This is a genomic window from Streptomyces sp. BRA346 (assembly GCF_052851135.1).
This window is the reverse complement of record NZ_JAIWIH010000006.1, coordinates 154,761-176,758: the sequence shown is the minus strand read 5'-3', so window position 1 is coordinate 176,758 and position 21,998 is coordinate 154,761. Positions and strand designations below refer to the sequence as shown.

The window sequence follows — 21,998 nt, the reverse complement described above, 5'->3', positions numbered from 1 at the left end:
ATCATACGGGGCCGGACGGCCGAGCGGGTGCGCTGTGGCCTACTCCACCTGCGCCATCCGTCACGGAGCGGGGCGGGAGCGGCGGGCGGTCAGTCCCGCTCGGCGAGGACGTGCAGCTGGGTGGCGACGGAGTGGAAGGCGGGCAGCTCGGCGGCGGCCTCCTCCAGCCGCAGGAGCGCGTCGAGGGCGCCGGGCTCGGTGTCGACCAGGACTCCGGGGACCAGGTCGGCGAAGACCCGTACGCCGTGCACCGCGGCGATCTCCAGCCCGGCCTCGGTCACCAGCTCGGACAGCTGGTCGGCGGTGAAGCGGCGCGGCATGGGGTCGCCCTCGCCCCAGCGGCCGTCCGGCCCGGTAAGCGCTTGCCGGGCCTCCGTGAAGTGTCCGGCCAGGGCGCGGGCGAGCACGGCACCGCCGAGCCCCGCGGCGAGCACGCTGAGGGTGCCCGCCGGGCGCAGCGCGTCCGCGGCGTTCCGCAGGCCCTCGGCGGGGTCGTCGACGTACTCCAGCACGCCGTGGCACAGGACCACGTCGTAGCCACCGCGCTCGACCACGTCGAACAGGCCGTGGGCATCGCCCTGGACGCCGCGCACCCGGTCGGCGACCCCGGCCTCGGCGGCCCGCCGCTCCAGCGCGAACAGCGCGTTGGGGCTGGGGTCGACGACCGTCACGCGGTGGCCGAGCTGGGCGACCGGCACGGCGAAGTTGCCGCTGCCGCCGCCGGTGTCGAGCACGTCGAGCGTCCCGTGCGCGGCCCCGCTCCCGGCCCCGGCGGCTGCCGCCGCTTCCCCGCCCGTGGCCTTGGCCCGCCGTTCCAGGGCGTCTTTCAGGACCTCCCACACCACGGCGGTACGGAGGGACGCACGGGGGCGCTGCGGGTCTGACACGGCGGGTGGCTCCTCGGCGCGGTGCCGTCACCGCCCGGGGCGGCGACGACGGGTTACTGACGTCGCTCCCAGCCTATTGCCTCCGGACCCCGGGCCGGTCCCGCGGTGGTTTCAGCGGTGGTCAGCAGTGATCAGCGGTGGTCAGCGACCTGGCTCGCCGTCCGTCGGCGGGGTCTGCCGGGGCAGCGCGGGCTGGAGCACCAGCATCCGCTCGACCAGCCGCAGGAACATGGCGGCGGCGCGCAGCAGATCGTCCGCGTCGCGGCAGCTGGCCGCGCCCTGTATGCCCGCTTCGGCGCGGGCCCGGCGCTCGGCGCCGGAGGCGAACAGGGCGCTCCACTCGGTCAGTTCGGGGGCGACCTCCGGAAGCACCTCCCAAGTGCTGCGGATCCGGGCGCGGCGCCGGGCCGTGGTCTCGGGGCGGCCCCGCACGGCGAGCACGGCGGCGGCCGTCCGCAGGGCCGCCAGATGCGCGGTGGCGAATCGCTCGTTCGAGGTCTCCAGCACGGCGGCCTCCTCCAGCCCCTGGTGAGCCTGGGTGAGCAGGTCCAGCGCGGCAGGTGGGGCCGCGGAGCGGCGCAGCACGGGGTGGACGTCGCTCGCGGGGCCAATCGACGAAGGGGCAGGGGTAGGGGCAGGGGCGGCGGCACGGTGCCGGCGCTCTGCGGCGGTACTGGCCATGACGAACCTCCTGTCGTCGCGTGGCGGCCGGGTCGTATGACGAAGCGACCGCCGTATGGGGCCATCGTGGGGCACACCACTGACAATCGGCCCTGACCTGCTCCTTTCTCCTCCGGGTCGCCTCGGGGGCACCTCTCGGTCCGCCCCGGTGCGGATGCCCGATCCGTGATCCCCCATACTGAATTGAACTGACTGGTCAGTTCAAAAAGTTGATGATTCATACGGCCGAGGCACACAGGGAGTGGTTCTCGTGACGGGCACCCCGGACCGGGGCGCCGGAGCGGCGGTGACGGCCGGCGGACTCGGCGTCAAGGGCTCACACGGCTGGGCGTATCGCGATGTCGGCGTCACCGCGGACCCCGGCGCACTGATCGCCGTCGAGGGGCCTTCGGGCTCCGGGCGCACCTGTCTGCTGCTCACACTCACCGGACGGATGCGCCCCACCACCGGGCAGGCCGCCGTCGGCGGCTTCCGGGTTCCCCAGGAGATGCGCCGCATACGTCGGATCAGCGCGCTCGCCCACGTACCCGGCGTCAGCGAGCTCGACCCGGCGCTGACGGTCGCCGAGCATCTGCGCGAGCGGGCCCTGCTCCAGCGCCGGTTCGGGGACTCGCCGCGCGGGCTGCTGCGGCCGCGCCGGGAGCGCGCCGCCGCCTCCCGGGCCGCGATCGAGGCGGCCCTCACGGCGGCCGGGCTCGACCTGGAGGCGCTGCCCAAGGGGCCGCGTACGGCCGTACGGGACCTGGAGCGGCTGGAGGCGCTGCGGCTGTCGGTGGCGCTCGCGCTGATCTCCCGGCCACGGCTGCTGGCCGTGGACGACACCGACCTGAAGCTCTCGGACGCCGAACGCGCACGGGCCTGGGCGCTGCTGCGCGGGATCGCGGAGGGCGGCACCACGGTCCTCGCGGTGTGCAGCCAGGCCCCGGAGGGCGCCGTGGTGGTCTCGACCGTCACGGACCCCGCCGAAGCCACGGACGCGGACGACGACACGAACGAAGACGACGACACGGACACCGACGAGGAGGGGGCGGCGGATGCGCTCGCCGAAACTGGCCGCGCTTGAGCTGAAGCGGTTCGGCAGGGGGAAGCTGCCCCGGGCGGCGCTCGCCGCCCTGCTCCTGCTGCCCCTGCTGTACGGCGCGCTCTACCTGTGGTCCTTCTGGGATCCGTACGGCAAGCTCGACAAGATCCCCGTGGCGCTCGTCAACTCCGACAGGGGCGCCACCGTGAAGGGCAAGCACCTCACCGCGGGCGACGACCTCACCGAGCGGCTGCTCGACAGCGGCAAGAGCTTCGACTGGCACCGCACCAGCGCCGCCGAGGCGCGCGAGGGCGTCGAGAGCGGCAGGTACTACCTGTCGCTGACCGTGCCCGGGGACTTCAGCAAGCGGATCGCCTCCAGCTCCGGCTCGAGCCCGGAGACCGGTGCCCTCAAGGTGCGCACCAACGACGCCAACAACTACATCGTCGGCCAGATCTCCCGCAGCGTCTTCTCCGAAGTGCGCGCGGCGGCCTCCACCAAGGCGTCCCGGGGCTTCTACGACAACATCTTCGTCTCCTTCTCGGACATCCACGGCCGCACCGAGAAGGCCGCCAAGGGCGCCGACGAGCTGGGCCGGGGCATCGGCAAGGCCAGGACGGCCGCGGGTGACCTCGCCAAGGGACTGGGTACGGCGAAGAAGGGCAGCCACGGCCTGAAGTCCGGACTGGGCAAGCTCAACAAGGGCGCCGGGACACTGGACACGGGCGCGGGCGGGGTCGCCGACGGCACCCAGACACTGGCCGACACGGTGAACGGCGTAGCGGACAAGGCCGGTCCGTTCCTCAAGGAGCACGGCAAGGAGATCGGCGACGTCTCCCGGCTGGTCGCGGACGCCTCCCAGCAGGCGTCCGACGACCTGGACGACCTCCCCGAGGCGGCCTCCAGTGCCGCCGCCGACGCCCGCTCGGCGTCCGACGACCTCGCCGCCGACTACCGGACCCGCTGCGAGGGCCCGGTGGCCACCGCCCCCGACTGCCCGGCGCTGAAGAAGGCCGTACGGGCGGCCGACCGTGCCGCCGATGTGGCCGAGGACGTCAACAAGCTCGTCAAGGACAACACCGGGCAACTCGACACCCTCGCGGGCGACTTGAACGATCTGCACGACAAGGCGCTCCTGCTCGCCGAAAAGGCCCCGCACCTGGGCACCGACCTCGACGCCGCGGTCAAGAAGGTCAACGCCCTCAACTCAGGGGCGCACAAGGTCGCCAAGGGCGCGGGCAAGCTGCACACCGGGCTGACCACCGCCCACGGCGCGGCGTCCACCCTCGACACCGGGGTCGGGAAGCTGCGCACCGGGTCGACCTCCCTGAAGGGCGGTCTGGTCAAGCTGGCCGACGGCTCCGGCACGCTCTCCGGCGGGCTGCACGACGGCGCCGCGAAGATCCCCGATTACGACAAGCACGACCGGGACGCCCGTACGGGGGTGATGGCGGACCCCGTCCAGCTCGTCAACCAGGAGCTGCACAAGGCACCCAACTACGGCACCGGTTTCGCCCCGTACTTCGTCCCGCTGTCCCTGTGGGTCGGCGCGATGGTGGCCTACATGCTGATCCCGCCGCTCAACGCCCGGGCGATCGCCGCCGGGGCCTCCTCCTGGCGCGTCGCGCTCGCCGGATGGCTGCCGGTCGCCGCGATCGGCGCGGTCCAGACGGGGGCGCTGATGGCCGTGCTGCACTGGGCGGTGGGGCTCCAGATGGTGCGGGCCGCGGGCACGGTCGGCTTCCTGGTGCTGGTGGCCGCCTGTTTCGCGGCGATCGTGCAGTGGCTGAACGCCCGCTTCGGACCGGCCGGGCGGATCCTCGTCCTGGCGCTGCTGATGCTCCAGCTGACCTCGGCGGGCGGCACCTATCCGGTGCAGACCAGTCCCCGGTTCTTCAACGCCATCCACCCCTTCCTGCCGATGAGCTACGTGGTGGACGGGCTGCGGCGGCTCATCACGGGCGGCGGGCTCGGCCCGGTGTGGGTCGCGTGCGGGGTGCTGCTCGGCTTCGGCGCGGCCGCGCTCGCGCTCACCGCGTGGTCGGCGCGGCGCAGGCAGGTGTGGTCGGTCGACCGGCTGCACCCTCAGCTGTCGCTGTGAGCACCGGACCGGTCGGCGCCATGCCTGGGGGCGCCCTGTGAGCGGGACCACTCCGGCAGCGGGCAGAATCGGCGCCATGGACAGCAGCAGCACGCGCCGCCAGGGCACCCGGCAGAAACTCTTCGAAGCAGCGGTCACCCTCATCGCCGAACAGGGCTTCTCCTCCACCACCGTGGACGAGATCGCCGAGCGGGCCGGGGTGGCCAAGGGCACGGTGTACTACAACTTCGCGTCGAAGACCGTGCTGTTCGAGGAGCTGCTGCGGCACGGCGTCGAGCTGCTGACCGCCTCGCTCCAGAACGCCGCCGACGAGAACGCCGAGCGCGGCGGCAGCCACGTGGACGCGCTGGACGCCATGGTCCGGGCCGGGCTGGACTTCATCTCCCGCTATCCGGCGCTGACGCAGCTGTACGTGGCCGAGCTGTGGCGCACCAACCGGGCCTGGCAGTCGACGCTGATGATGGTCAGGCAGCAGGCCATAGCGGTCATCGAGGCCGAGCTGCGGGCCGGGGTGGCGGCGCGGGAGCTGAGCGACGACATCGACATCCCGCTGACCGCGTCGGCGCTGTTCGGGATGGTGCTGGTGGCCGCGCTCGACTGGCAGTCCTACCAGCCGGAGCGGTCGCTGGAGGACGTCCACGCCGCCCTGTCCCGGCTGTTGCAGGGGCGGGTGGGCGGAGCCCTGGTCAAGGAGGCTCCGGCTTCGGGCTGACGACGTCCCGCGGCAGCTGCCGCGGGACGGTCGCCCGCACGAAACAGAAGGCGCTGTTCCGGAACGGTTCGACCCCCATCGACCCGTCGCGGAACAGCGCCTCCCCCCGTACTTCCCCCGTTTCCCCCGTACTTTCCCCCGTGCTTCCCCCGTGAGAGCCCCCGGGGCGTATTCCCCGGCGGCTCCCCCGTCCGGAAGGCCGCCGTGCCGTTCCGCCGCCCCGTGTCGGCGGTCCGGTCCGCGTCCTTCCGTGTGCTCCACTCTCCCGTCTGCGGGGGTGGCCGCCCATCCGCGCGCCTACTCATCTCGGCGACTAGGTACGGGTACTCAGTCACCCGCGCGCGGGCCCAGCGTGCGTCCGGGGACGAGCGCGGGGCTGTCGGTGGGGCCGGATAAAGTCACTGGCATGGCACGGATTGCGGTGATCGGCGCTGGGATGGGCGCCATGGCGGCCGCCGCCCGGCTGGCCGTCGCGGGCCACCGGGTGGTGGTGTACGAGCGCGGGCGGACCCATGGCGGCGGGGTCGGGCTGTTCGAGCGGGACGGCTTCCGCTTCGACACGGGCCCGGGGCTGCTGCGGCTGCCCGCGGTCTACCGGGACCTGTTCGTGAAGACCGGCAAGGAGACCCTGGAGCAGACCGTCCGGCTCACCCAGGTCGACCCGGCGGTGCGGCACCTCTTCGCCGACGGCACGGACGTGGCGCTGCCCAACGCCTCCCGCGCCGGGGTGCTCCGGGCGCTGGACGGCGCCTTCGGGGCGGGCGCGGGCGAGCGCTGGAGCGATCTGGTCAACCGGGCGCGCGAGGCGTGGGACGCCACCCGCAGACCCCTGCTGGAGGAGCCGCTGCGCACCGACTGGCGGGTGCTGGGCGGCGATCCGTATCCGGCCGCCGCCCCCGCGCGGCGCGGCTGGTTCGGCGGTCTCCTCGCGCGCGGCGGGGGCCGTCCGCGGGTGCCCACCCTGGCCGAGGTGGCGCGGCGGGAGCTGGCGGATCCGCGGGCCGCCGCCCTGCTGGAGAGCCATGCGCTCGCGCACGGCCTGGACCCGCGCACCGCCCCCGCGAGCGCCACCGTGCTGCCCTATGTGGAGCAGACCTTCGGCGCCTGGTACGTCGGCGGCGGGATGCGGGCGCTCGCCGACGCGCTGTACGAGCGCTGCGGCAAGCGGAAGGTGGAGTTCTGCTTCGAGGCGAAGGTCACCGGCATCGTCGAGAAGGACGGCCGGGCGGCAGGCGTCGAGCTGGCCGACGGCACGGTCGCCGAGGCGGACGCGGTGGTCGCGGGCATCGACCCGGCGCTGCTGCCCGCCCTGCTCGGCGGCCAGGAGCCCTGGCGGGAGGGCGAGGACGTCACGCCCGGGCCGGGGCCCGGCGCCGGTCCGCCCGGCCGCCTCACGGTCTTCCTGGCGCTGCGCGGCGGCCGCCCCGGCGACGCGGTGCACCGGACCGTGGTGCACGCCCCGGACCGGGAGGCGGAGCTGACCGCCGTCTTCGGCGCGGAGGGCGACGGCGGCCCGCGAGAGCCCTGTCCGCGCCCCACGGTGACCGTCCTGCGCCCGGACGATCCCGCGACCCGCCCCGACGACGGCCACGAGGCCGTCACCCTCACCGCGGTCGTCGCCCCGCACGGACCGGTCGACTGGACCGACGGGGAGGCCGCCGCGCGGGGCGCGGACCGGCTGATCACGGCCGCGGAGGCGGCGATACCGGGGCTGCGGGACCGGATCCTGTGGCACGAGGTCCGCACCCCCCGCGACATCGCCGCCGACACCGGTGTCGCGGGCGGCTCCGTGCCGGGCCCGGCGCTGGCCGGTGCCGAGGGGCGGTATCTGCGCCCGGCCAACCTCACCCGGCTCCCGGGCCTCTATCTGGCGGGCGGCTGGTCCCACCCGGGCGGCGGGCTGGCCCACGCCGGGATGTCGGGTGCGCTCGTGGCGGGCCTGATCGTCGAGGGGCAGGACTGGCGCGGCTCACAATGAGCGACGCCGGTCCCGGCCCACGTCGGAGGCGGGCCGGGACCGGCGTGCGTGGGCGCCGGGTCACAAGCGGTCAGAAGCGGTACTGCTCGTCGTACCCCTGCTGGAAGCCGCCCTGCTGCTGGTAGGGGTACGGCGGCTGGTCCTGCTGCGGGGGCGGGGTGTCGCCCTCGCGCTGCTGCGGGACCCAGGAGCCGCCCGGCTCCATCGCGTCGGTGCCCGGGGCGTATTGCTGCGGGGAGCCGTACGAGGCGTCCGCCGCGTAGTGGTCGCCGCCGTACCCACCGGCGGCGTACGGGTCCTGCTGGTAGCCCGCGTACGGGTCGGGGTACTGCGCCTGTGCGTAAGGCTGCTGGCCGTATGCCTGCTGGTCGTAGCCACCCGCGTACGGGTCCTGGCCGTAGGCCGCGTACGCCTGGTCCTGGTAGCCGTACTGCGAGGCGTCCGCGTACACGTCCTGCTGCTGGCCGTAGCCCACGTCGGCGTAGCCCTGGTCCTGAACGCCCGGAACGCCCTGGACACCCTGGCCGTCCTGCGTGCCGTACCCGGCGTACGTCTCGTACGGGCTGTACCCGGCGTTCGGGTCCGCGTAGGCGCCGGAGGCGGGGGTGAACGGGGACGGGTCCTCGTAGACGCCGTACTCGCTGGTGTCGTCCGGCATCGGCTCCGGCCGGTAGGTGGGCGGCTCGGGCCGCGACACCGGGACGTCCTCCAGGTCCGAGACCTGGAGCATCGGCTCGGGCTCCGGGCCCTCCGGCCCGGGGTCGCGCTCGCGCCCCCGGCCCAGCCCCGGCACCCCGGGGATGCTCTCCAGCGCCCAGCCCATCTCGAAGCCGCGGCGGAAGGAGAGCGTGACATAGGTCTGGCCGATCGCGAAGGCGATCGCGCCGATCGCGATCACGACCACCGAGGGGACCAGCACCCCCACGACCACACCCAGAAAGCCGACGAAGGCCAGCAGCCGCCAGCGCAGCCGCGCCTTGTACTGAAGGAGTACCTCCCCCAACAGCCACAGCGCCACGACGCCGAAAGCGATGTAGAGGACCGTCCAGCCCATGCCCGCCCCTCTCAGTGCGGCTGCCCCTTGGCCGCCGTCATCAGGACCGCTGGTGCAGTCCCAGATTCTTGTAGATTTCCAGCGTCGCCGTGGAGTGGTTCAGGGTAATGAAGTGAAGCCCGGGGATCTCCTCGGCCATCAACCGCGAACACAGCTCCGTCGCGTAGTCGATCCCGATCGAGCGTACAGCCGCCGCGTCGTCCTTGACCGCCAGGATGCGTTCGGCCAGCTCCGGCGGGAAGGCGGCGTTGCTGAGCTGCGCGAACCGCTCGATCTGCTTGACGTTTGTGACCGGCATGATCTCAGGGATGATCGGTGTCGTACAGCCCGAGGCCGCGACCCGGTCGCGCAGCCGCAGGTAGTCCTCCGGATAGAAGAACATCTGAGTGATCGCGAAGTCGGCGCCCGCGCGGCACTTGTCGACGAAGTGACGGATGTCGGTGTCCCAGTCCGTCGAGCGCGGGTGCATCTCGGGGAAGGCGGCGACGCCGACGCAGAAGTCGCCCGACTCCTTGATCAGGCGGACCAGCTCGGCGGCGTAGGTGATGCCGTCGGGGTGTCTGACCCACTCGCCCATGGGGTCGCCGGGCGGGTCGCCGCGCAGGGCGAGCATGTTCCGGATCCCGGCGTCGGCGTACTGGCCGATGATGTTGCGCAGGTCGGCGAGGGAGTGGTTGACCGCGGTCAGGTGGGCGACGGGGGTCAGGGTGGTGTCGGTCGCGATCTGCTCGGTGGCACGGACGGTGCCCTCACGGGAGGAGCCGCCCGCGCCGTAGGTCACGGAGACGAAGGTCGGTGAGACGGCCTCCAGTCGGCGGATGGCGTTCCACAGAGTGTGCTGCCCCTTGTCCGTTTTGGGGGCGAAGAATTCGAAGGAATACGACTGCTCGCCCGAAGCGAGCAGGTCACGCACGGTAAGGGCTCGATCAGTCCTGGTGGAAGCGGTGCCTAGGGCCATACGGGAAGGTTAGCCAGCAGGCTGGTCGGCGCCCACCCGGCGACGTGGTTATGGGGGTTTTGCGAGGCTCCTGTCCGCAATGCGGACAGGATGATCGAGCCGGGCTCAACCCCGACACTTGCTAGACATCTGCTGCTCGCACGCGCTTCGCCAGGGATTCCGTGGCCGCCGCCGGGTCCTCGGCCTCGGTGATGGCCCGCACCACGACGATCCGGCGCGCTCCCGCCTCCAGCACCTGGTCCAGGTTGGACGCGTCGATGCCGCCGATCGCGAACCAGGGCCGGGCCGGGCGCCTCGCTGCGGCGTGACGGACCAGGGAGAGACCGGGGGCGTGGCGTCCCGGCTTGGTGGGGGTGGGCCAGCAGGGGCCGGTGCAGAAGTAGTCCACGCCGGGCTCGGCGAGGGCCGCGTCCACCTCGGCCTCCGCGTGCGTGGAGCGCCCGATCAGCGGGCCGTCGCCGAGGATGGCGCGGGCCGCCGGGACGGGCAGGTCGCCCTGGCCCAGGTGGAGCACGCCGGCACCGGCGGCGTGGGCGACGTCCGCCCGGTCGTTGACGGCGAGCAGCTTGCCGTGGCGGCGGCAGGCGTCGGCGAAGACGGCGAGGTGATCCAGCTCCTCGGCGGCCTCCATGCCCTTCTCCCGCAGCTGGACGATGTCCACCCCGGCCGCCAGCACGGCATCCAGGAACTCCGGCAGGTCGCCCTGGCGCTTGCGCGCGTCGGTGCACAGGTAGAGGCGGGCGTCGGCCAGCTGCTCGCGTGCGGTCATGGGTGGGTTTCCCCCCGGATCGTGCGGCGTACGGGCAGGGTCGGCCCCGCCCGTACGCCTGGTGGTTCAGAAGTGGATCAGAAGTGGTTCGGAGAACGGCGGGCGACGTCAGACGGCGAGCGCCTGCGCGCGCCGCTTCACTTCCGTGCCGCGATTCTCGCGCAGCGCCTGGGCCGGGGTGCCCGGCAGGCTCGGGTCAGGGGTGAAGAGCCACTCCAGCATCTCCTCGTCGCTGAAGCCGTCGTCCTTGAGCAGTGTCAAGGTCCCCACGAGGCCCTTGACGACCTTGCCGTCACCGATGAAGTCGTCGGGCACCTGGAGCACCCGGTTCTCGCCACGGCGCACCGCGATCAGCTGGCCCTCCTTGACCAACTGCCTCACGCGGGTCACCTCGACGCCGAGCCGGTCGGCGACGTCGGGGAGGGTGAGCCAGGCGGGGACGAGAGCATCGATCTTTGCGTCAATCTCGGTCACAGAACAAGCCTGCCATCTGGGACTGACAGTGGGTAGCCGGGCGTCCGCCGTGCGGGCCGCCGGATGCGGGGCCCGCACGGCGGACGCCCGGCCCCGCCCCCTGCTCACGGGGGTACCGGCGGGTCACAGAACGGCCGACTTCAGCGGCACCGACGGATCCGTGGCCCGGGTCCGGTCCAGCCGGGCGCCGCGTTCGATCAGCTTGCGGCCCTGGGCCAGATCGCGCGGACGGCCGACCGCCAGCAGGGCGACCAGGGCCCCGTCCCGCAGCCAGCACACCGACCAGGCGGCGCCGTCCGGGTCGCCCCGCCAGACCAGTTCGTCGGCGTCCGAGTGGTGCCCCGCGTACTGCACGAACCTCCCGAACTGCTCGGACCAGAAGTACGGCACCGGGTCGTAGACCTGGCCGGGGAAGTGCGCGGTCCGGCTGCCGACCACGTTGGCGGCGACCGTCCGCGGCCCCTGGAGCGCGTTGTCCCAGTGGTGCACCAGCAGCCGGGTCCCGTAGCGGGCGGACGGGAAGGACGCGCAGTCGCCGACGGCGTACACGTCGGGCGCCGAGGTGCGCAGCCCCGCGTCGGCGGCGATGGACCGGTCCTCGGCGAGTTCGACGCCCGAACCGGCCAGCCAGCCGGTCGCGGGCCGGGCGCCGATGCCGACGACCACCGCACCGGCCCGCAGCCGGGTGCCGTCGCCGAGCTGGAGCCCGTTTTGGTCGAGCGCGGTGACCCGGGCGCCGGTGACCAGGGTGGCGCCGTAGTCCGCGTACCAGCCGGTCATGTGGGCGGCGACCTCCGCCGGGAGGGCGCCCGCCAGCGGCCGGTCCGCGGCCTCGACGACCGTCACCGTGCAGCCCGCCTCGCGGGCCGCGGTCGCGAACTCCGCGCCGATCCAGCCCGCCCCCACCACCACGATCTCCTGCTGCGCGGCGAGCACCGGGCGCAGCCGTTCGGCGTCGTCCAGGGTGCGCAGCAGATGGACGCCGGGCACGCCCTCGCTGCCGGGCAGGGCGACCGGCTCGGCGCCGGTGGCGATCACCAGGACGTCGTACGGGACCGGGCCGGACCCGGTCTCGACCGTGCGCCCGTCCGTGTCCAGCCCGGTCACCGGGACGCCGAGGCGCAGCTCGATGCCGAGCGCGGCGAAGTCCACGTCGAACGCGGACCCTTCGGCCTTGCCGAGCAGCACGGCCTTGGACAGCGGCGGCCGGTCGTACGGCTGATGGGGCTCGGCTCCCAACAGCAGGATCTCCCCGGTCCAGCCCTGCTCCCGCAGCGCCACCGCGGTCTGCACCCCCGCCATCCCAGCGCCGACGATCACCACCCGCTGTCCGCCGCCACCCGCCGAGGACGCCATCGTCTTCGTCGTCTCATCGCTCACACGATCACTGTATTGCGGCAGGTGGGGCGGACCGGAGAGCGCACGACGAGATCTCGGGCACAGCCCGACGGACCGGACGGCCCGTCGTACCGGGGCGCGGGGCTTCGTGCCCGGCACCGCCCGGGACGCTCCCTTCCGGGCGATTCGGGGCGCGTACTAGGGTGGCGGGACAGAGCACTCGCGGGAGCCCGGGCGCACCGGGCTGAGAGGGAGGCTGGCGCGGCCTCCGACCGTACGAACCTGATCCGGGTCATGCCGGCGAAGGGAGGGGGCGACCAGCCCATGCACACCCCACATGAAACGCCTCAAGGCAACGCCGCACCGTACGACGTCCTCGTCATCGGCGGCGGCATCATCGGCCTGGTCACGGCCTGGCGGGCGGCCCAGCGGGGCCTGCGCACCGCCGTCGTCGACCCGGCGCCCGGCGGCGGGGCCGCCCGGGTCGCGGCCGGGATGCTGGCGGCCGTCACCGAGCTGCACTACGGCGAGCAGACCCTGCTCGGGCTGAACCTGGCCTCGGCGCGCCGCTACCCGTCCTTCGTGCCGGAGCTGGAGCAGGCGAGCGGCCATGACCTGGCCTTCCGTACCTGCGGGACGCTCTCGGTCGCGCTCGACGCGGACGACCGGGCCCATCTGCGCGAGCTGCACGGCTTCCAGCAGCGGCTGGGACTGGACGCACAGTGGCTCACGGGGCGCGAATGCAGGCGCCTGGAGCCGATGCTCGCGCCGGGCGTACGCGGGGGCCTGCGCGTCGACGGCGATCACCAGGTCGACCCGCGGCGGCTGGCGGCGGCGCTGCTGGCGGCGTGCGAACGCGCCGGGGTGGTCCTCCACCGCGTCCGCGCCGAGCGGCTGCTGCTGAACGGCGACGGCGACCGCGCCACCGGGGCCGAGCTGGCCGACGGCGCGCGCACCCGGCTGACCGCCGGGCAGACCGTACTGGCCGCGGGCAGCCTCAGCGGGCGGCTCCCCGGCGTGCCCGAGGAGGTCCTGCCGCCCGTGCGCCCCGTCAAGGGCCAGGTCCTGCGGCTGTCGGTGCCCGGCCCGTACGCGCCCTTCCTGTCCCGGACCGTGCGGGCCGTGGTGCGCGGCGGGCACGTCTACCTCGTCCCGCGCGAGAACGGCGAGCTGGTCGTCGGCGCGACGACGGAGGAGCTGGGCTGGGACACCACCGTCACCGCGGGCGGGGTGTACGAGCTGCTGCGCGACGCCCACGAGCTGGTGCCCGGCATCACCGAACTGCCGCTCGTCGAGACCCTGGCCGGGCTGCGCCCCGGCTCCCCCGACAACGCCCCGCTGCTCGGCCCGACCGAGCTGCCCGGCCTCCAGCTGGCCACCGGCCACTACCGCAACGGCGTCCTGCTCACCCCGATCACCGGCGACGTCATGGCCGAGGCCCTGGCGAGCGGCGAACTGCCGCCCGAGGCGCGGCCGTTCTCCCCGCGGCGCTTCGCGGCGACCCCGCCTCTCCCCACCGCAGCAGTACAGGAGCACACCGCATGACCGTGACCGTGAACGGCGAGCCCCGCGAGCTGCCCGACGGCACCACTCTCGACGGGGTCGTCGCGACCCTCACCCAGGCGCCCTCGGGCGTCGCCGCGGCCGTCAACGAGACGGTCGTCCCGCGCGGCCAGTGGCCCGCGACCCCGCTCGGCGACGGCGATCGCGTCGAGGTCCTCACCGCGGTCCAAGGAGGCTGAACCCCCATGTCCCACGCCACGACGCTGGATCAGGTCCTCACCGACGCCGATCCGCTCACCATCGCCGGTACGACCTTCGGCTCCCGCCTGATCATGGGAACCGGCGGCGCGCCCAGCCTGGACATCCTGGAACGCTCGCTGATCGCCTCCGGCACCGAGCTGACCACGGTCGCGATGCGCCGCCTCGACCCCACGGTGCAGGGCTCGGTGCTGTCCGTACTGAACCGGCACGGCATCCGCCCGCTGCCCAACACCGCGGGCTGTTTCACCGCCGGTGAGGCCGTGCTGACCGCCCGGCTCGCCCGCGAGGCGCTGGGCACCGACTGGGTGAAGCTGGAGGTCGTCGCCGACGAGCGCACCCTGCTCCCCGACCCCATCGAGACGCTGGACGCCGCCGAGACCCTGGTGGACGACGGCTTCACGGTCCTGCCGTACACCAACGACGACCCGGTTCTGGCCCGCAAGCTGGAGGACGTCGGCTGCGCCGCGATCATGCCGCTGGGCTCGCCGATCGGCTCCGGCCTCGGCATCCGCAACCCGCACAACTTCCAGCTGATCACCGAGCACGCCGGAGTCCCGGTGATCCTCGACGCGGGCGCGGGCACGGCGTCCGACGCGGCGCTCGCCATGGAGCTGGGGTGCGCGGCCGTCATGCTGGCCTCGGCCGTGACGCGCGCCCAGGAGCCGGTGCTGATGGCCGGGGCGATGCGGCACGCGGTCGCCGCGGGGCGGCTGGCGCACCGGGCGGGCCGCATCCCCCGCCGCCACTTCGCCGAGGCGTCGTCCCCGGCCGAGGGGCTGGCCGCGCTCGACCCGGAGCGGCCCGCGTTCGCGTGACGCGGCCGTACGGAGTGGTACGGGGCGGCCTACCGTGGAATGCGGAGGTGGTCGCCGTGAGGGAGCCGACAGCCGTGACCGTGGCCGACCGGATCGAGCGCGAGGCGTACGTCCCCGCCCCCATCGACCGGGTCTGGCGGGTGCTGACCACGCCGGAGCACATCCGCACCTGGTACGCCCCCGGCGGCTGCGAGATCGACCCGCGTCCCGGCGGCACCGTCCGCTTCCGCTGGGACGAGCACGGGGAGTTCCACGGCCGGGTCGAGCGCGCGGTCCCCGACGCACTCTTCCGCTTCCGGCTGGCCCACGCCCCCGACCGCGCCCCGCTCGGCCCCGGCCAGTCCACCGTGGTCGAATTCACGCTCTCCCCGGAGGGCGCGGGCACCCGCCTCCGCCTCGCCGAGACCGGCATCCGCGCGCTCGACCTCCCGGACGAGGCCAAGGCCAAGCACGCCGAGTACGCCGCCCTGGCCTGGACCTCCGCCCTGGAGGAGCTGGCCGCCCTGGCCGCGGCCTCGCACAACTGAGGCACAGGTCACCGTTGTGTCGCAGTCCGCACCGGAGATGGGGCGGGCGGCCCGACGCGGCGCTGACGGCTCGTAGACTGCGTTCTCGTGGATACGACGCTCCAGGACCCCCTCGTCGGGCAGGTGCTCGACGGCCGCTACCGCGTTGAGGCGCGCATCGCCGTGGGCGGGATGGCGACGGTCTACCGGGCCGTCGACACGCGGCTCGACCGCGTCCTCGCCCTGAAGGTGATGCACCAGAGCCTCGCCTCGGACGCCGCCTTCGTGGACCGCTTCATCCGCGAGGCCAAGTCCGTCGCCAGACTCGCGCACGCCAACGTGGTGGGCGTCTACGACCAGGGCACCGACGGCGCCCACGTCTACCTGGCCATGGAGTACGTCGCCGGGTGCACCCTGCGCGACGTGCTGCGCGAGCGCGGCGCCCTCCAGCCCCGTGCCGCGCTGGACATCCTGGAACCGGTGCTCGCCGCGCTCGGCGCCGCCCACCGCGCGGGCTTCGTCCACCGCGACATGAAGCCGGAGAACGTCCTGATCGGCGACGACGGCCGGGTCAAGGTCGCCGACTTCGGCCTGGTCAGGGCCGTGGACACCAACACCAGCGCGTCCACCGGATCCGTCCTGGGCACCGTGTCCTACCTCGCGCCCGAGCAGATCGAGCACGGTACGGCCGACACCCGCGCCGATGTCTACGCGTGCGGCGTCGTCCTGTACGAGATGCTCACCGGCTCCAAGCCGCACGGCGGCAGCACCCCGGCGCAGGTCCTCTACCAGCATCTCCACGAGGACGTCCCGCCGCCGTCCGCCGCCGCGCCCGAGGTCGCGCCGGAGCTGGACGGACTGGTCGCCTCCGCCACCGCGCGCGATGTGGCGCTGCGGCCCGCGGACGCCGTCGGACTCCTCGGCCAGGTGCGGACGGCGCGGGCCGCCCTCACCGACGCCCAGCTCGACGCCGTACCGCCGCAGGCCCACGAGGAGGCGCTCGGCGGCGGTTCCGAAGACCGTACGACGGTGATCCCGCGCCCGGCGGGGGCCGTGCCGCAGGACGAGGTGAACCACACCAGCCGCCTGGAACTCCCTCAGGACCCGCCCGAGCCGCGGCCGCGCCGCCGTCTGCCGCGGCGCGGGGTGGTGACGATCGTCGCCGCCGTGCTGCTGGCGCTCGGCATCGGCGCCGGGGTCTGGTACATCAGCGCCGGGCAGTTCACCAACGTGCCGTCCGTGCTGAAGATGGACCGCGCGGACGCGGAGAAGAAGCTCGAGAGCGCCGGTCTGGACGTCAAGGTCGTCCAGGACTACAGCGACGTCGTCGACAAGAACAAGGTCATCAGCACCAAGCCCGGCGTCGGGAGTCGCATCCGCTCCACCGGCACCGTCACCATCCACGTCTCCCAGGGGCCGCCGCGCGCCGAGGTGCCCAATGTCGTCGGCCGCCCCCTCACCGAGGCCAAGGCGAAGATCGCCGACGCCGGGCTGACGGTGGGCACCGTGACCCGCGACTTCAGCACCGAGACCCCACAGGGCTCCGTCCTCGCCACCACCCCCGGCCCGGACGCCGTCCGCCGCCCCGACACGCCCGTGAACATCGTGGTGAGCAAGGGCGAGCAGCTCGACATCCCGGACGTCATCGGCGACGACCCGGCCGACGCCCGGTCCGAGCTGCGCGAGGCGGGCTTCAAGGTCAAGTTCGCCGAGCGCCGGGTGTTCTCGGAGGAGGACCGCGGCACGATCGCCGAACAGTCCCCGTCCGGCGACGAGGGCGCCAAGGGCGACACGATCACCCTCACCCTCTCCAAGGGCCAGCAGATGATCGAGGTCCCGGACGTCGAGGGCGACAACATCGACGACGCGAAGCGAGAGCTGGAGGACGCGGGCTTCACGGTCAACGTCGACAAGCCGCTGCTGTTCCCGGGCGACACGGTGAAGGACCAGTCGGTGTCGGGCGGCGACAAGGCGCCGAAGGGAAGCGAGATCACGATCACGGTGAAGGGCGGCGTCTTCTAGCGCCGGCGGCCCCCGCAGAACGCACCGCGAGGTCCCACCCCAGCCCGGGTGGACAGCCCGGCGTCACCGATCACGTCGTGGGCGGCGCCGGCTCACGCCCGCCGGAAGAGCGCACCTGCCCCGGGTCCGTTCGCTGTGCGCACGTCGAACCGGGATCGCGATCCGTAACACGCGCTTGGCTCCGGCGCAGAGCTCGACGTTCGCGGCCTGGGCGACCAGGTTCATGAACGCCTCGACACCGGTGCGCCGTTCCGTGCGGCCGAACGCCTTCGCGCGGTGAACGCCGCAGGCCGCCGGGCAAACCGGGGAGCAGCCGCGGCCGCAGGCGTGGACGACACACATGGCGCGAGCGTCACCGCGCGGGCCTGCCTTCTTCCCCTTCCGCCTCAGCACGGAATGTGCGCACATCCGATCCCGATGGGGACCCTTGTGGCCGCAGGCCGTCTCTGCGGCCACCCATGCTAGATTGGGCATTCGTCCAAGTCGATTGCCCAAGGAGTGCGCTTGCCCGGTCAGACCAACACCGAACGCGGCCGGAGCGTACGCGCACGGCTACTGGCGGCCGCCCGGGAACTCATCGGAGAGGTCGGCTGGAGCGCCGTGAGCACCCGCAACCTGGCCGAACGGGCCGGCGCCCGTCCGGGCCTGGTGCACTACCACTTCGCGTCACTCCAGGCACTGCTGTGCCAGGCCGCGCTCGAAGAGATGCGCCGCGTACTCGATGACACCGCGGGTCTCCTCACCACGGCCGCCGACCCCGCCGCCGGTATCGAGGCGATGCTGTCCGACCTCGACCGGTACACCGGCGCCGACCCGGCATCCCTGCTGTTCATCGAGGCGTATCTCGCCGCTACTCGCGATCCTCGACTGCGCGAGCAGATGCGTGGACTCATGATCGACTTCCGCGGCAACCTCGCCACCGCGCTGGCCCGCGCGGGCCACCCCACGCCCGAAGCGGCGGCGACCGTCGTCATGGCCGTCTTCGACGGCTTCCTCCTCCACAAGGGACTCGATCCGGAGCTGTCGGCCGCGCACATCGCACCACTCCTGCGTCAGCTCACCGAAAAGGAACCGAACGGAGAGCACCGATGAGAGCCCTCATCTGCGGCGCGGGCATCGCCGGCCTCGCCCTGAGCAACCGCCTCCACCACCACGGGTGGGAGGTCCACCTCGTCGACCACGCCCCCGGCCCACGCACCCAGGGCTACATGATCGACTTCTTCGGTCCCGGATTCGAGGCCCTGACCGCCATGGGCCTGCGATCGCGGCTGCGCGAGTTCGCCAGCCCCGTCGAGGAGTTCTGCTACATCGACGACCGCGGCCGCAAGACCGTCAGCGTCGACTACACCCTCGTCTCCAAAGCGCTCAACGGTCAGATAGCCAGCATCATGCGGCCCGCACTGGAACGCATGCTGCGCGAATCGCTCACCGACGAGGTCCACCTCCGCTACGGCACGACCATCGATCGGATCGACGACGACAAGGCCCTCCTCTCCGACGGCACCGCGATCGACGCCGACCTGATCGTGGGTGCCGACGGCGTCCACTCCCGCGTCCGCTCGCTCGTCTTCGGCGGAGAACAGGACCATCTCCGCTACCTCGGCATGCACACGGGCGCCTTCGTCTTCACCGATCCCGAGGTGTTCCAACAGGTACGCGGCCGGTTCGTGCTCACCGAGACACTCAACCGCCAGATGGGCTTCTACGGGCTCGGCGACGACCGCGTCGCGGTCTTCGCCGTGCACCGCACCCCCCACCTGGCCCTTCCCGAGGACCCGCGCGAAGCGCTTCGCCACGCATACACCGGCATGGGAGATCTCGCCGAGCGCGCCTTGGCGCAGTGCCCCCCGCCCGACCACGTCTACTACGACCAGGTTGCCCAGATCGACCTCCCGGGCTGGTGCGACGGACGGGTGACACTGGTCGGCGACGCCGCCCACGCCGTCTCGCTCGTCGCCGGACAAGGCGCCTCCCTCGGCGTCGCGGGCGCCTACGTGCTGGCGGAGCGGCTACACCGGTCGGCTTCGGTCTCCGAAGGAGTAGCCGACTACGAACAGCGCTGGCGTCCGGTCGCGGCACAAGTCCAGACGGCCGCCCGGGACCGAGTCACCGAGTGGTTCCTGCCGACCTCGTCCGCCAGACTCCGCTTGCGACGCTGGGGATTCCGCGCCATGCACCTGCCCGGCCTCGACCGGCTCCTGGTCGGCCCCCTCTTCCCGAAGGACCACCGGACGTTGGCCGAACTCAGCGCCTGACCGCGCCGCCTCACGAGTGGACCACGTGACGGCACGGGGCTCGCCCCGTCCCCACAAAACAAAGATCACCGCGCCGGGTCGATCGGCCGACTTGGCCTCCGGACCACCGGGACCGGGGCGGTGGCCGTCGGCTGGGATGCTGGAAGGGTGAGTACGAACCGCAGCCGCAATCCCATCGGCGGGCACATCCGCGTCGCCGGTGGCCTCGCCTCCACCGGACTTCCGCACGCGCAGGACATCGGCGCCGAAGCCGTGCAGGTCTTCGTCGCCAATCCGCGCGGCTGGGCCACCCCGCCCGGCACCCCGGCCCAGGACGAGGCGTTCCGGGCCGCGTGTGCCGAGCAGTCCGTACCGGTGTACATCCACGCCCCGTACCTGATCAACTTCGGGTCGCACACCGAGGCCACCGCCGACCGCTCCGTCGATTCGCTGCGGCATTCGCTCCGCCGCGGGCGGGAGATCGGGGCGCTCGGGGTCGTCGTGCACACCGGGTCGGCGACCGGCGGGCGGGCGCGGGGGACGGCGATCGCGCAGGTGCGGGAGCGGATGCTGCCGCTGCTGGACGAGCTGACACGGGACGACGACCCGCCGCTCCTCCTGGAGCCGACGGCGGGGCAGGGCACGTCCCTGTGCGCGCTGGTCGAGGATCTCGGCCCGTACTTCGAGGCGCTGGACCGGCACCCCAAGCTCGGCGTCTGCCTCGACACCTGCCATGTCTTCGCGGCGGGTCACGACCTGGCCGCGCCCGGCGGGATGAAGCAGACGCTCGACGAGCTGGTGGACGTCACCGGCAAGGGGCGGCTGAAGCTGATCCACGCGAACGACTCCAAGGACGTGGTCGGCGCGCACAAGGACCGGCACGAGAACATCGGCGCGGGGCACATCGGTGAGGAGCCGTTCCGGGAACTGTTCACGCATCCGGCGACGGAAGGGGTGCCGCTGGTGGTCGAGACGCCGGGCGGGGCCGACGGGATCGAGGGGCATGCGGCGGACATCGCCCGACTCAAGGCGCTGCGGGACGAATGAAAGACAGCGACCTCCACCATTGAGGAATACCCCCTAGGGGTATAACGTTCCTTCTGCCGGAGGATCGCTACTACTCCCTGGGGGCATCCGACATGGATCGCATGGAGCACGACACGCACCACGCGCACGGCGAACACGGTCACGAGCATGAGCACGGGCACGGGAACGAACAGGGTCACAGCCACGGCAACACCCCCGCCAACTGGCGCATGGCCGCGCAGGCCACCCTGCACTGCCTCACCGGCTGTGCCATCGGCGAGATCCTGGGCATGGCCATCGGCACGGCACTGGCCTGGCACAACGCACCCACCATGGCCCTGGCGATCGCGCTCGCCTTCGTCTTCGGCTACGCCCTCACGATGCGCGGCGTCCTGCGCGCCGGGCTCGATCTACGGAGCGCACTACGCGTCGCCCTGGCCGCCGACACCGTATCGATCGCCATGATGGAGCTGGTGGACAACGGAACGATCCTGCTGTTCCCGGGCGCGATGGACGCGACCCTGTCCGACGCCCTGTTCTGGCTGAGCCTGGCGCTCTCCTTCGCGGTCGCCTTCGTCCTGACCACCCCGGTCAACAAGTGGATGATCGGGCGCGGGAAGGGCCATGCAGTGGTGCACCAATACCACTCGACGACCCGGCACTAAAGTCCCGGGATTGCACAACGGGCACCACTGGCTGTGGCGCTGCGTTTGCGTCCTGTCCCCGCTCCGGTTCGGGAAGTGGGGCTGGGGCGGTCGACTGCGCCCCGCGTCGCCACAACGCCCACGCTCTCGCGCGGATGTTGCGGGAGCTGTTCCGGTCTGCGTGATCAACGAATCCGCAGTCCCGGCACACGAACCAGGCCTGCGAGACCCGGTTCACTCTGTCGATGTGCCCGCACTGGGAGCAGGTGCGGGAGGTGTACGCCGGATCAACGTGCACCACCGGCACCCCTGCCCTGCGGGCCTTGTACGCGATGAACCGCCCCAGTTGGGCGAAGGACCAGCTGGAGTGGGTGGCCCGTTGGGGCTTGCGAAGCCGTACCCGCTCGCGGATGCCCGTGAGGTCTTCCAGGGCGATCCCGCGACCGGTGCGTTCTGCCTCGGCCACCACATGCTTGTCGATCTTGTGGTTGATGTCCCGCGCCCGCCGCGCCTCCTTGCGCCGCCGCTTCTTCAGGCGGCGTCTGGCGGATGGGGTGTTCTTCTGCTGGAGCTTGGCTCGGAGCTTCCGTTCCCGGAGTCGGACGCGGTTGAGTGCCCGCCCCGCCATGAGCTCGCCGTCGGAGGTCGTAGCGATGTTGACAATGCCCAGGTCAACGCCGAGGAAGTCCACCGGATCAGCGTTCAGCGGCGCTTGGGGCACCTCGCAGGTGGCGTGCAGGAACCACATGCCGTCCCGGCACACCAGATCGGACTCACCCTTGCGGTAGAGGGCCAGGGTGGCCAGCTGCTCCGGGGACGCGGTGATAGCCACGCTCTTCATCCGGCCGGTCACGGTCCAGATCGAGATCCTGCGCTGGTCGATCTGCCAGGACAGCATCCGGTCGTCGTAGGGCTGCGCGCTCTCCGGGCGGAAGCTGACCGGCTTCCCGGCGGCCTTCCGCCAGCGCTTCGAGCCCGGCCTGCCCAGATTCCCGGCTTTCAGGTTGGCCTTGA

Annotated in this window: 21 protein-coding genes and 1 riboswitch; of the genes, 13 read left to right on the top strand and 8 right to left on the bottom strand. The window is 72.7% G+C overall.

Annotation, left to right across the window (positions count from 1 at the left end; translation table 11 throughout):
* Positions 1–89: 89 nt before the first annotated feature.
* A complete protein-coding gene (locus tag LCH29_RS10580) occupies positions 90–887 on the bottom strand; it encodes a methyltransferase (protein WP_446461441.1) in 798 nt (265 codons plus the stop codon).
* A gap of 141 nt (positions 888–1,028) precedes the next feature.
* The gene (locus LCH29_RS10575) at positions 1,029–1,568 is read right to left on the bottom strand and encodes an SAV_6107 family HEPN domain-containing protein (protein ID WP_446461440.1); all 540 of its coding nucleotides are present in this window, start codon (positions 1,566–1,568) and stop codon (positions 1,029–1,031) included.
* 241 nt (positions 1,569–1,809) lie between these two features.
* Between LCH29_RS10575 and LCH29_RS10570 the strand changes: the two genes are divergently transcribed.
* The 4 genes from LCH29_RS10570 to LCH29_RS10555 all read left to right on the top strand — a co-directional run bounded on the left by LCH29_RS10570 (position 1,810) and on the right by LCH29_RS10555 (position 7,380).
* Positions 1,810–2,631, top strand: a complete 822-nt coding sequence (locus LCH29_RS10570; protein ID WP_446461439.1) for an ATP-binding cassette domain-containing protein — start codon at positions 1,810–1,812, stop codon at positions 2,629–2,631.
* Positions 2,603–4,690: a YhgE/Pip family protein gene (locus tag LCH29_RS10565; RefSeq protein ID WP_446461438.1), complete on the top strand. Its 2,088-nt coding sequence runs from the start codon at positions 2,603–2,605 to the stop codon at positions 4,688–4,690. Before LCH29_RS10570 ends, LCH29_RS10565 begins: the two co-directional genes overlap by 29 nt.
* Before the next feature lie 76 nt (positions 4,691–4,766).
* Positions 4,767–5,402: a TetR/AcrR family transcriptional regulator gene (locus LCH29_RS10560; RefSeq protein WP_123098130.1), complete on the top strand. Its 636-nt coding sequence runs from the start codon at positions 4,767–4,769 to the stop codon at positions 5,400–5,402.
* A gap of 406 nt (positions 5,403–5,808) precedes the next feature.
* Positions 5,809–7,380, top strand: coding sequence for a phytoene desaturase family protein (locus tag LCH29_RS10555; RefSeq protein ID WP_446461437.1), 1,572 nt, complete (start codon positions 5,809–5,811; stop codon positions 7,378–7,380).
* Between the two features lie 70 nt (positions 7,381–7,450).
* Here LCH29_RS10555 and LCH29_RS10550 read toward each other — a convergent pair whose 3' ends face one another.
* The 5 genes from LCH29_RS10550 to LCH29_RS10530 form a co-directional block, all read right to left on the bottom strand.
* Positions 7,451–8,434, bottom strand: coding sequence for a hypothetical protein (locus LCH29_RS10550; RefSeq protein ID WP_446461436.1), 984 nt, complete (start codon positions 8,432–8,434; stop codon positions 7,451–7,453).
* Positions 8,435–8,474: 40 nt separating this feature from the next.
* Positions 8,475–9,392: a methylenetetrahydrofolate reductase [NAD(P)H] gene (metF, locus tag LCH29_RS10545; protein ID WP_446461435.1), complete on the bottom strand. Its 918-nt coding sequence runs from the start codon at positions 9,390–9,392 to the stop codon at positions 8,475–8,477.
* A 121-nt stretch (positions 9,393–9,513) separates the two neighbouring features.
* A complete protein-coding gene (gene thiE, locus LCH29_RS10540; protein ID WP_446461434.1) occupies positions 9,514–10,161 on the bottom strand; it encodes a thiamine phosphate synthase in 648 nt (215 codons plus the stop codon).
* A gap of 108 nt (positions 10,162–10,269) precedes the next feature.
* Positions 10,270–10,635 (bottom strand): Rv2175c family DNA-binding protein, encoded by a 366-nt coding sequence (locus LCH29_RS10535; RefSeq protein ID WP_009718639.1) that lies wholly within the window; start codon positions 10,633–10,635, stop codon positions 10,270–10,272.
* A gap of 123 nt (positions 10,636–10,758) precedes the next feature.
* Positions 10,759–11,991 (bottom strand): NAD(P)/FAD-dependent oxidoreductase, encoded by a 1,233-nt coding sequence (locus LCH29_RS10530; protein ID WP_446461702.1) that lies wholly within the window; start codon positions 11,989–11,991, stop codon positions 10,759–10,761.
* A gap of 194 nt (positions 11,992–12,185) precedes the next feature.
* Positions 12,186–12,299, top strand: a riboswitch (TPP riboswitch).
* On the opposite strand from LCH29_RS10530, the gene thiO reads away from it, so the two are divergent.
* From thiO to LCH29_RS10485, 9 genes are all read left to right on the top strand, one after another.
* On the top strand, positions 12,298–13,518 hold the full coding sequence (gene thiO, locus LCH29_RS10525; protein ID WP_446461433.1) for a glycine oxidase ThiO: 1,221 nt from the start codon (positions 12,298–12,300) through the stop codon (positions 13,516–13,518). (Overlaps the previous riboswitch by 2 nt.)
* Positions 13,515–13,715 (top strand): sulfur carrier protein ThiS, encoded by a 201-nt coding sequence (thiS, locus tag LCH29_RS10520; RefSeq protein ID WP_123106968.1) that lies wholly within the window; start codon positions 13,515–13,517, stop codon positions 13,713–13,715. The genes thiO and thiS overlap by 4 nt, the downstream gene beginning before the upstream one ends.
* A gap of 6 nt (positions 13,716–13,721) precedes the next feature.
* Positions 13,722–14,552 (top strand): thiazole synthase, encoded by an 831-nt coding sequence (locus LCH29_RS10515; protein ID WP_446461432.1) that lies wholly within the window; start codon positions 13,722–13,724, stop codon positions 14,550–14,552.
* A 56-nt stretch (positions 14,553–14,608) separates the two neighbouring features.
* Entirely contained in the window at positions 14,609–15,079 is a 471-nt protein-coding gene (locus LCH29_RS10510) for an SRPBCC domain-containing protein (protein WP_446461431.1), read from the top strand.
* 87 nt (positions 15,080–15,166) lie between these two features.
* A complete protein-coding gene (gene pknB, locus LCH29_RS10505) occupies positions 15,167–17,080 on the top strand; it encodes a Stk1 family PASTA domain-containing Ser/Thr kinase (protein WP_446461430.1) in 1,914 nt (637 codons plus the stop codon).
* A 504-nt stretch (positions 17,081–17,584) separates the two neighbouring features.
* Entirely contained in the window at positions 17,585–18,172 is a 588-nt protein-coding gene (locus LCH29_RS10500; RefSeq protein ID WP_446461429.1) for a TetR/AcrR family transcriptional regulator, read from the top strand.
* Positions 18,169–19,335, top strand: a complete 1,167-nt coding sequence (locus LCH29_RS10495) for an FAD-dependent monooxygenase (protein WP_446461428.1) — start codon at positions 18,169–18,171, stop codon at positions 19,333–19,335. The genes LCH29_RS10500 and LCH29_RS10495 overlap by 4 nt, the downstream gene beginning before the upstream one ends.
* A 147-nt stretch (positions 19,336–19,482) precedes the next feature.
* Positions 19,483–20,361 carry a deoxyribonuclease IV gene (locus LCH29_RS10490; RefSeq protein ID WP_446461427.1) on the top strand — a complete coding sequence of 293 codons (879 nt, stop codon included), beginning with the start codon at positions 19,483–19,485 and terminating at the stop codon, positions 20,359–20,361.
* A gap of 101 nt (positions 20,362–20,462) precedes the next feature.
* The gene (locus LCH29_RS10485; protein ID WP_446461426.1) at positions 20,463–21,005 is read left to right on the top strand and encodes a DUF4396 domain-containing protein; all 543 of its coding nucleotides are present in this window, start codon (positions 20,463–20,465) and stop codon (positions 21,003–21,005) included.
* Here the strand turns inward: LCH29_RS10485 and LCH29_RS10480 are convergent.
* Positions 20,932–21,987, bottom strand: a complete 1,056-nt coding sequence (locus tag LCH29_RS10480; protein ID WP_446461701.1) for an RNA-guided endonuclease InsQ/TnpB family protein — start codon at positions 21,985–21,987, stop codon at positions 20,932–20,934. The two genes, LCH29_RS10485 and LCH29_RS10480, sit on opposite strands and share 74 nt — an antisense overlap.
* Between the last annotated feature and the right edge of the window lie 11 nt (positions 21,988–21,998).

Bases quoted from the DNA above. Each gene is read 5' to 3' on its own strand.
- LCH29_RS10565 (WP_446461438.1), top strand. From the start codon at position 2,603: ATGCGCTCGCCGAAACTGGCCGCGCTTGAGCTGAAGCGGTTCGGCAGG.
- metF (WP_446461435.1), bottom strand. From the start codon at position 9,392: ATGGCCCTAGGCACCGCTTCCACCAGGACTGATCGAGCCCTTACCGTG.
- thiS (WP_123106968.1), top strand. From the start codon at position 13,515: ATGACCGTGACCGTGAACGGCGAGCCCCGCGAGCTGCCCGACGGCACC.
- LCH29_RS10575 (WP_446461440.1), bottom strand. From the start codon at position 1,568: ATGGCCAGTACCGCCGCAGAGCGCCGGCACCGTGCCGCCGCCCCTGCC.
- LCH29_RS10485 (WP_446461426.1), top strand. From the start codon at position 20,463: ATGGAGCACGACACGCACCACGCGCACGGCGAACACGGTCACGAGCAT.
- LCH29_RS10560 (WP_123098130.1), top strand. From the start codon at position 4,767: ATGGACAGCAGCAGCACGCGCCGCCAGGGCACCCGGCAGAAACTCTTC.
- LCH29_RS10550 (WP_446461436.1), bottom strand. From the start codon at position 8,434: ATGGGCTGGACGGTCCTCTACATCGCTTTCGGCGTCGTGGCGCTGTGG.
- LCH29_RS10555 (WP_446461437.1), top strand. From the start codon at position 5,809: ATGGCACGGATTGCGGTGATCGGCGCTGGGATGGGCGCCATGGCGGCC.
- thiO (WP_446461433.1), top strand. From the start codon at position 12,298: ATGCACACCCCACATGAAACGCCTCAAGGCAACGCCGCACCGTACGAC.
- LCH29_RS10495 (WP_446461428.1), top strand. From the start codon at position 18,169: ATGAGAGCCCTCATCTGCGGCGCGGGCATCGCCGGCCTCGCCCTGAGC.
- thiE (WP_446461434.1), bottom strand. From the start codon at position 10,161: ATGACCGCACGCGAGCAGCTGGCCGACGCCCGCCTCTACCTGTGCACC.
- LCH29_RS10515 (WP_446461432.1), top strand. From the start codon at position 13,722: ATGTCCCACGCCACGACGCTGGATCAGGTCCTCACCGACGCCGATCCG.
- LCH29_RS10530 (WP_446461702.1), bottom strand. From the start codon at position 11,991: ATGGCGTCCTCGGCGGGTGGCGGCGGACAGCGGGTGGTGATCGTCGGC.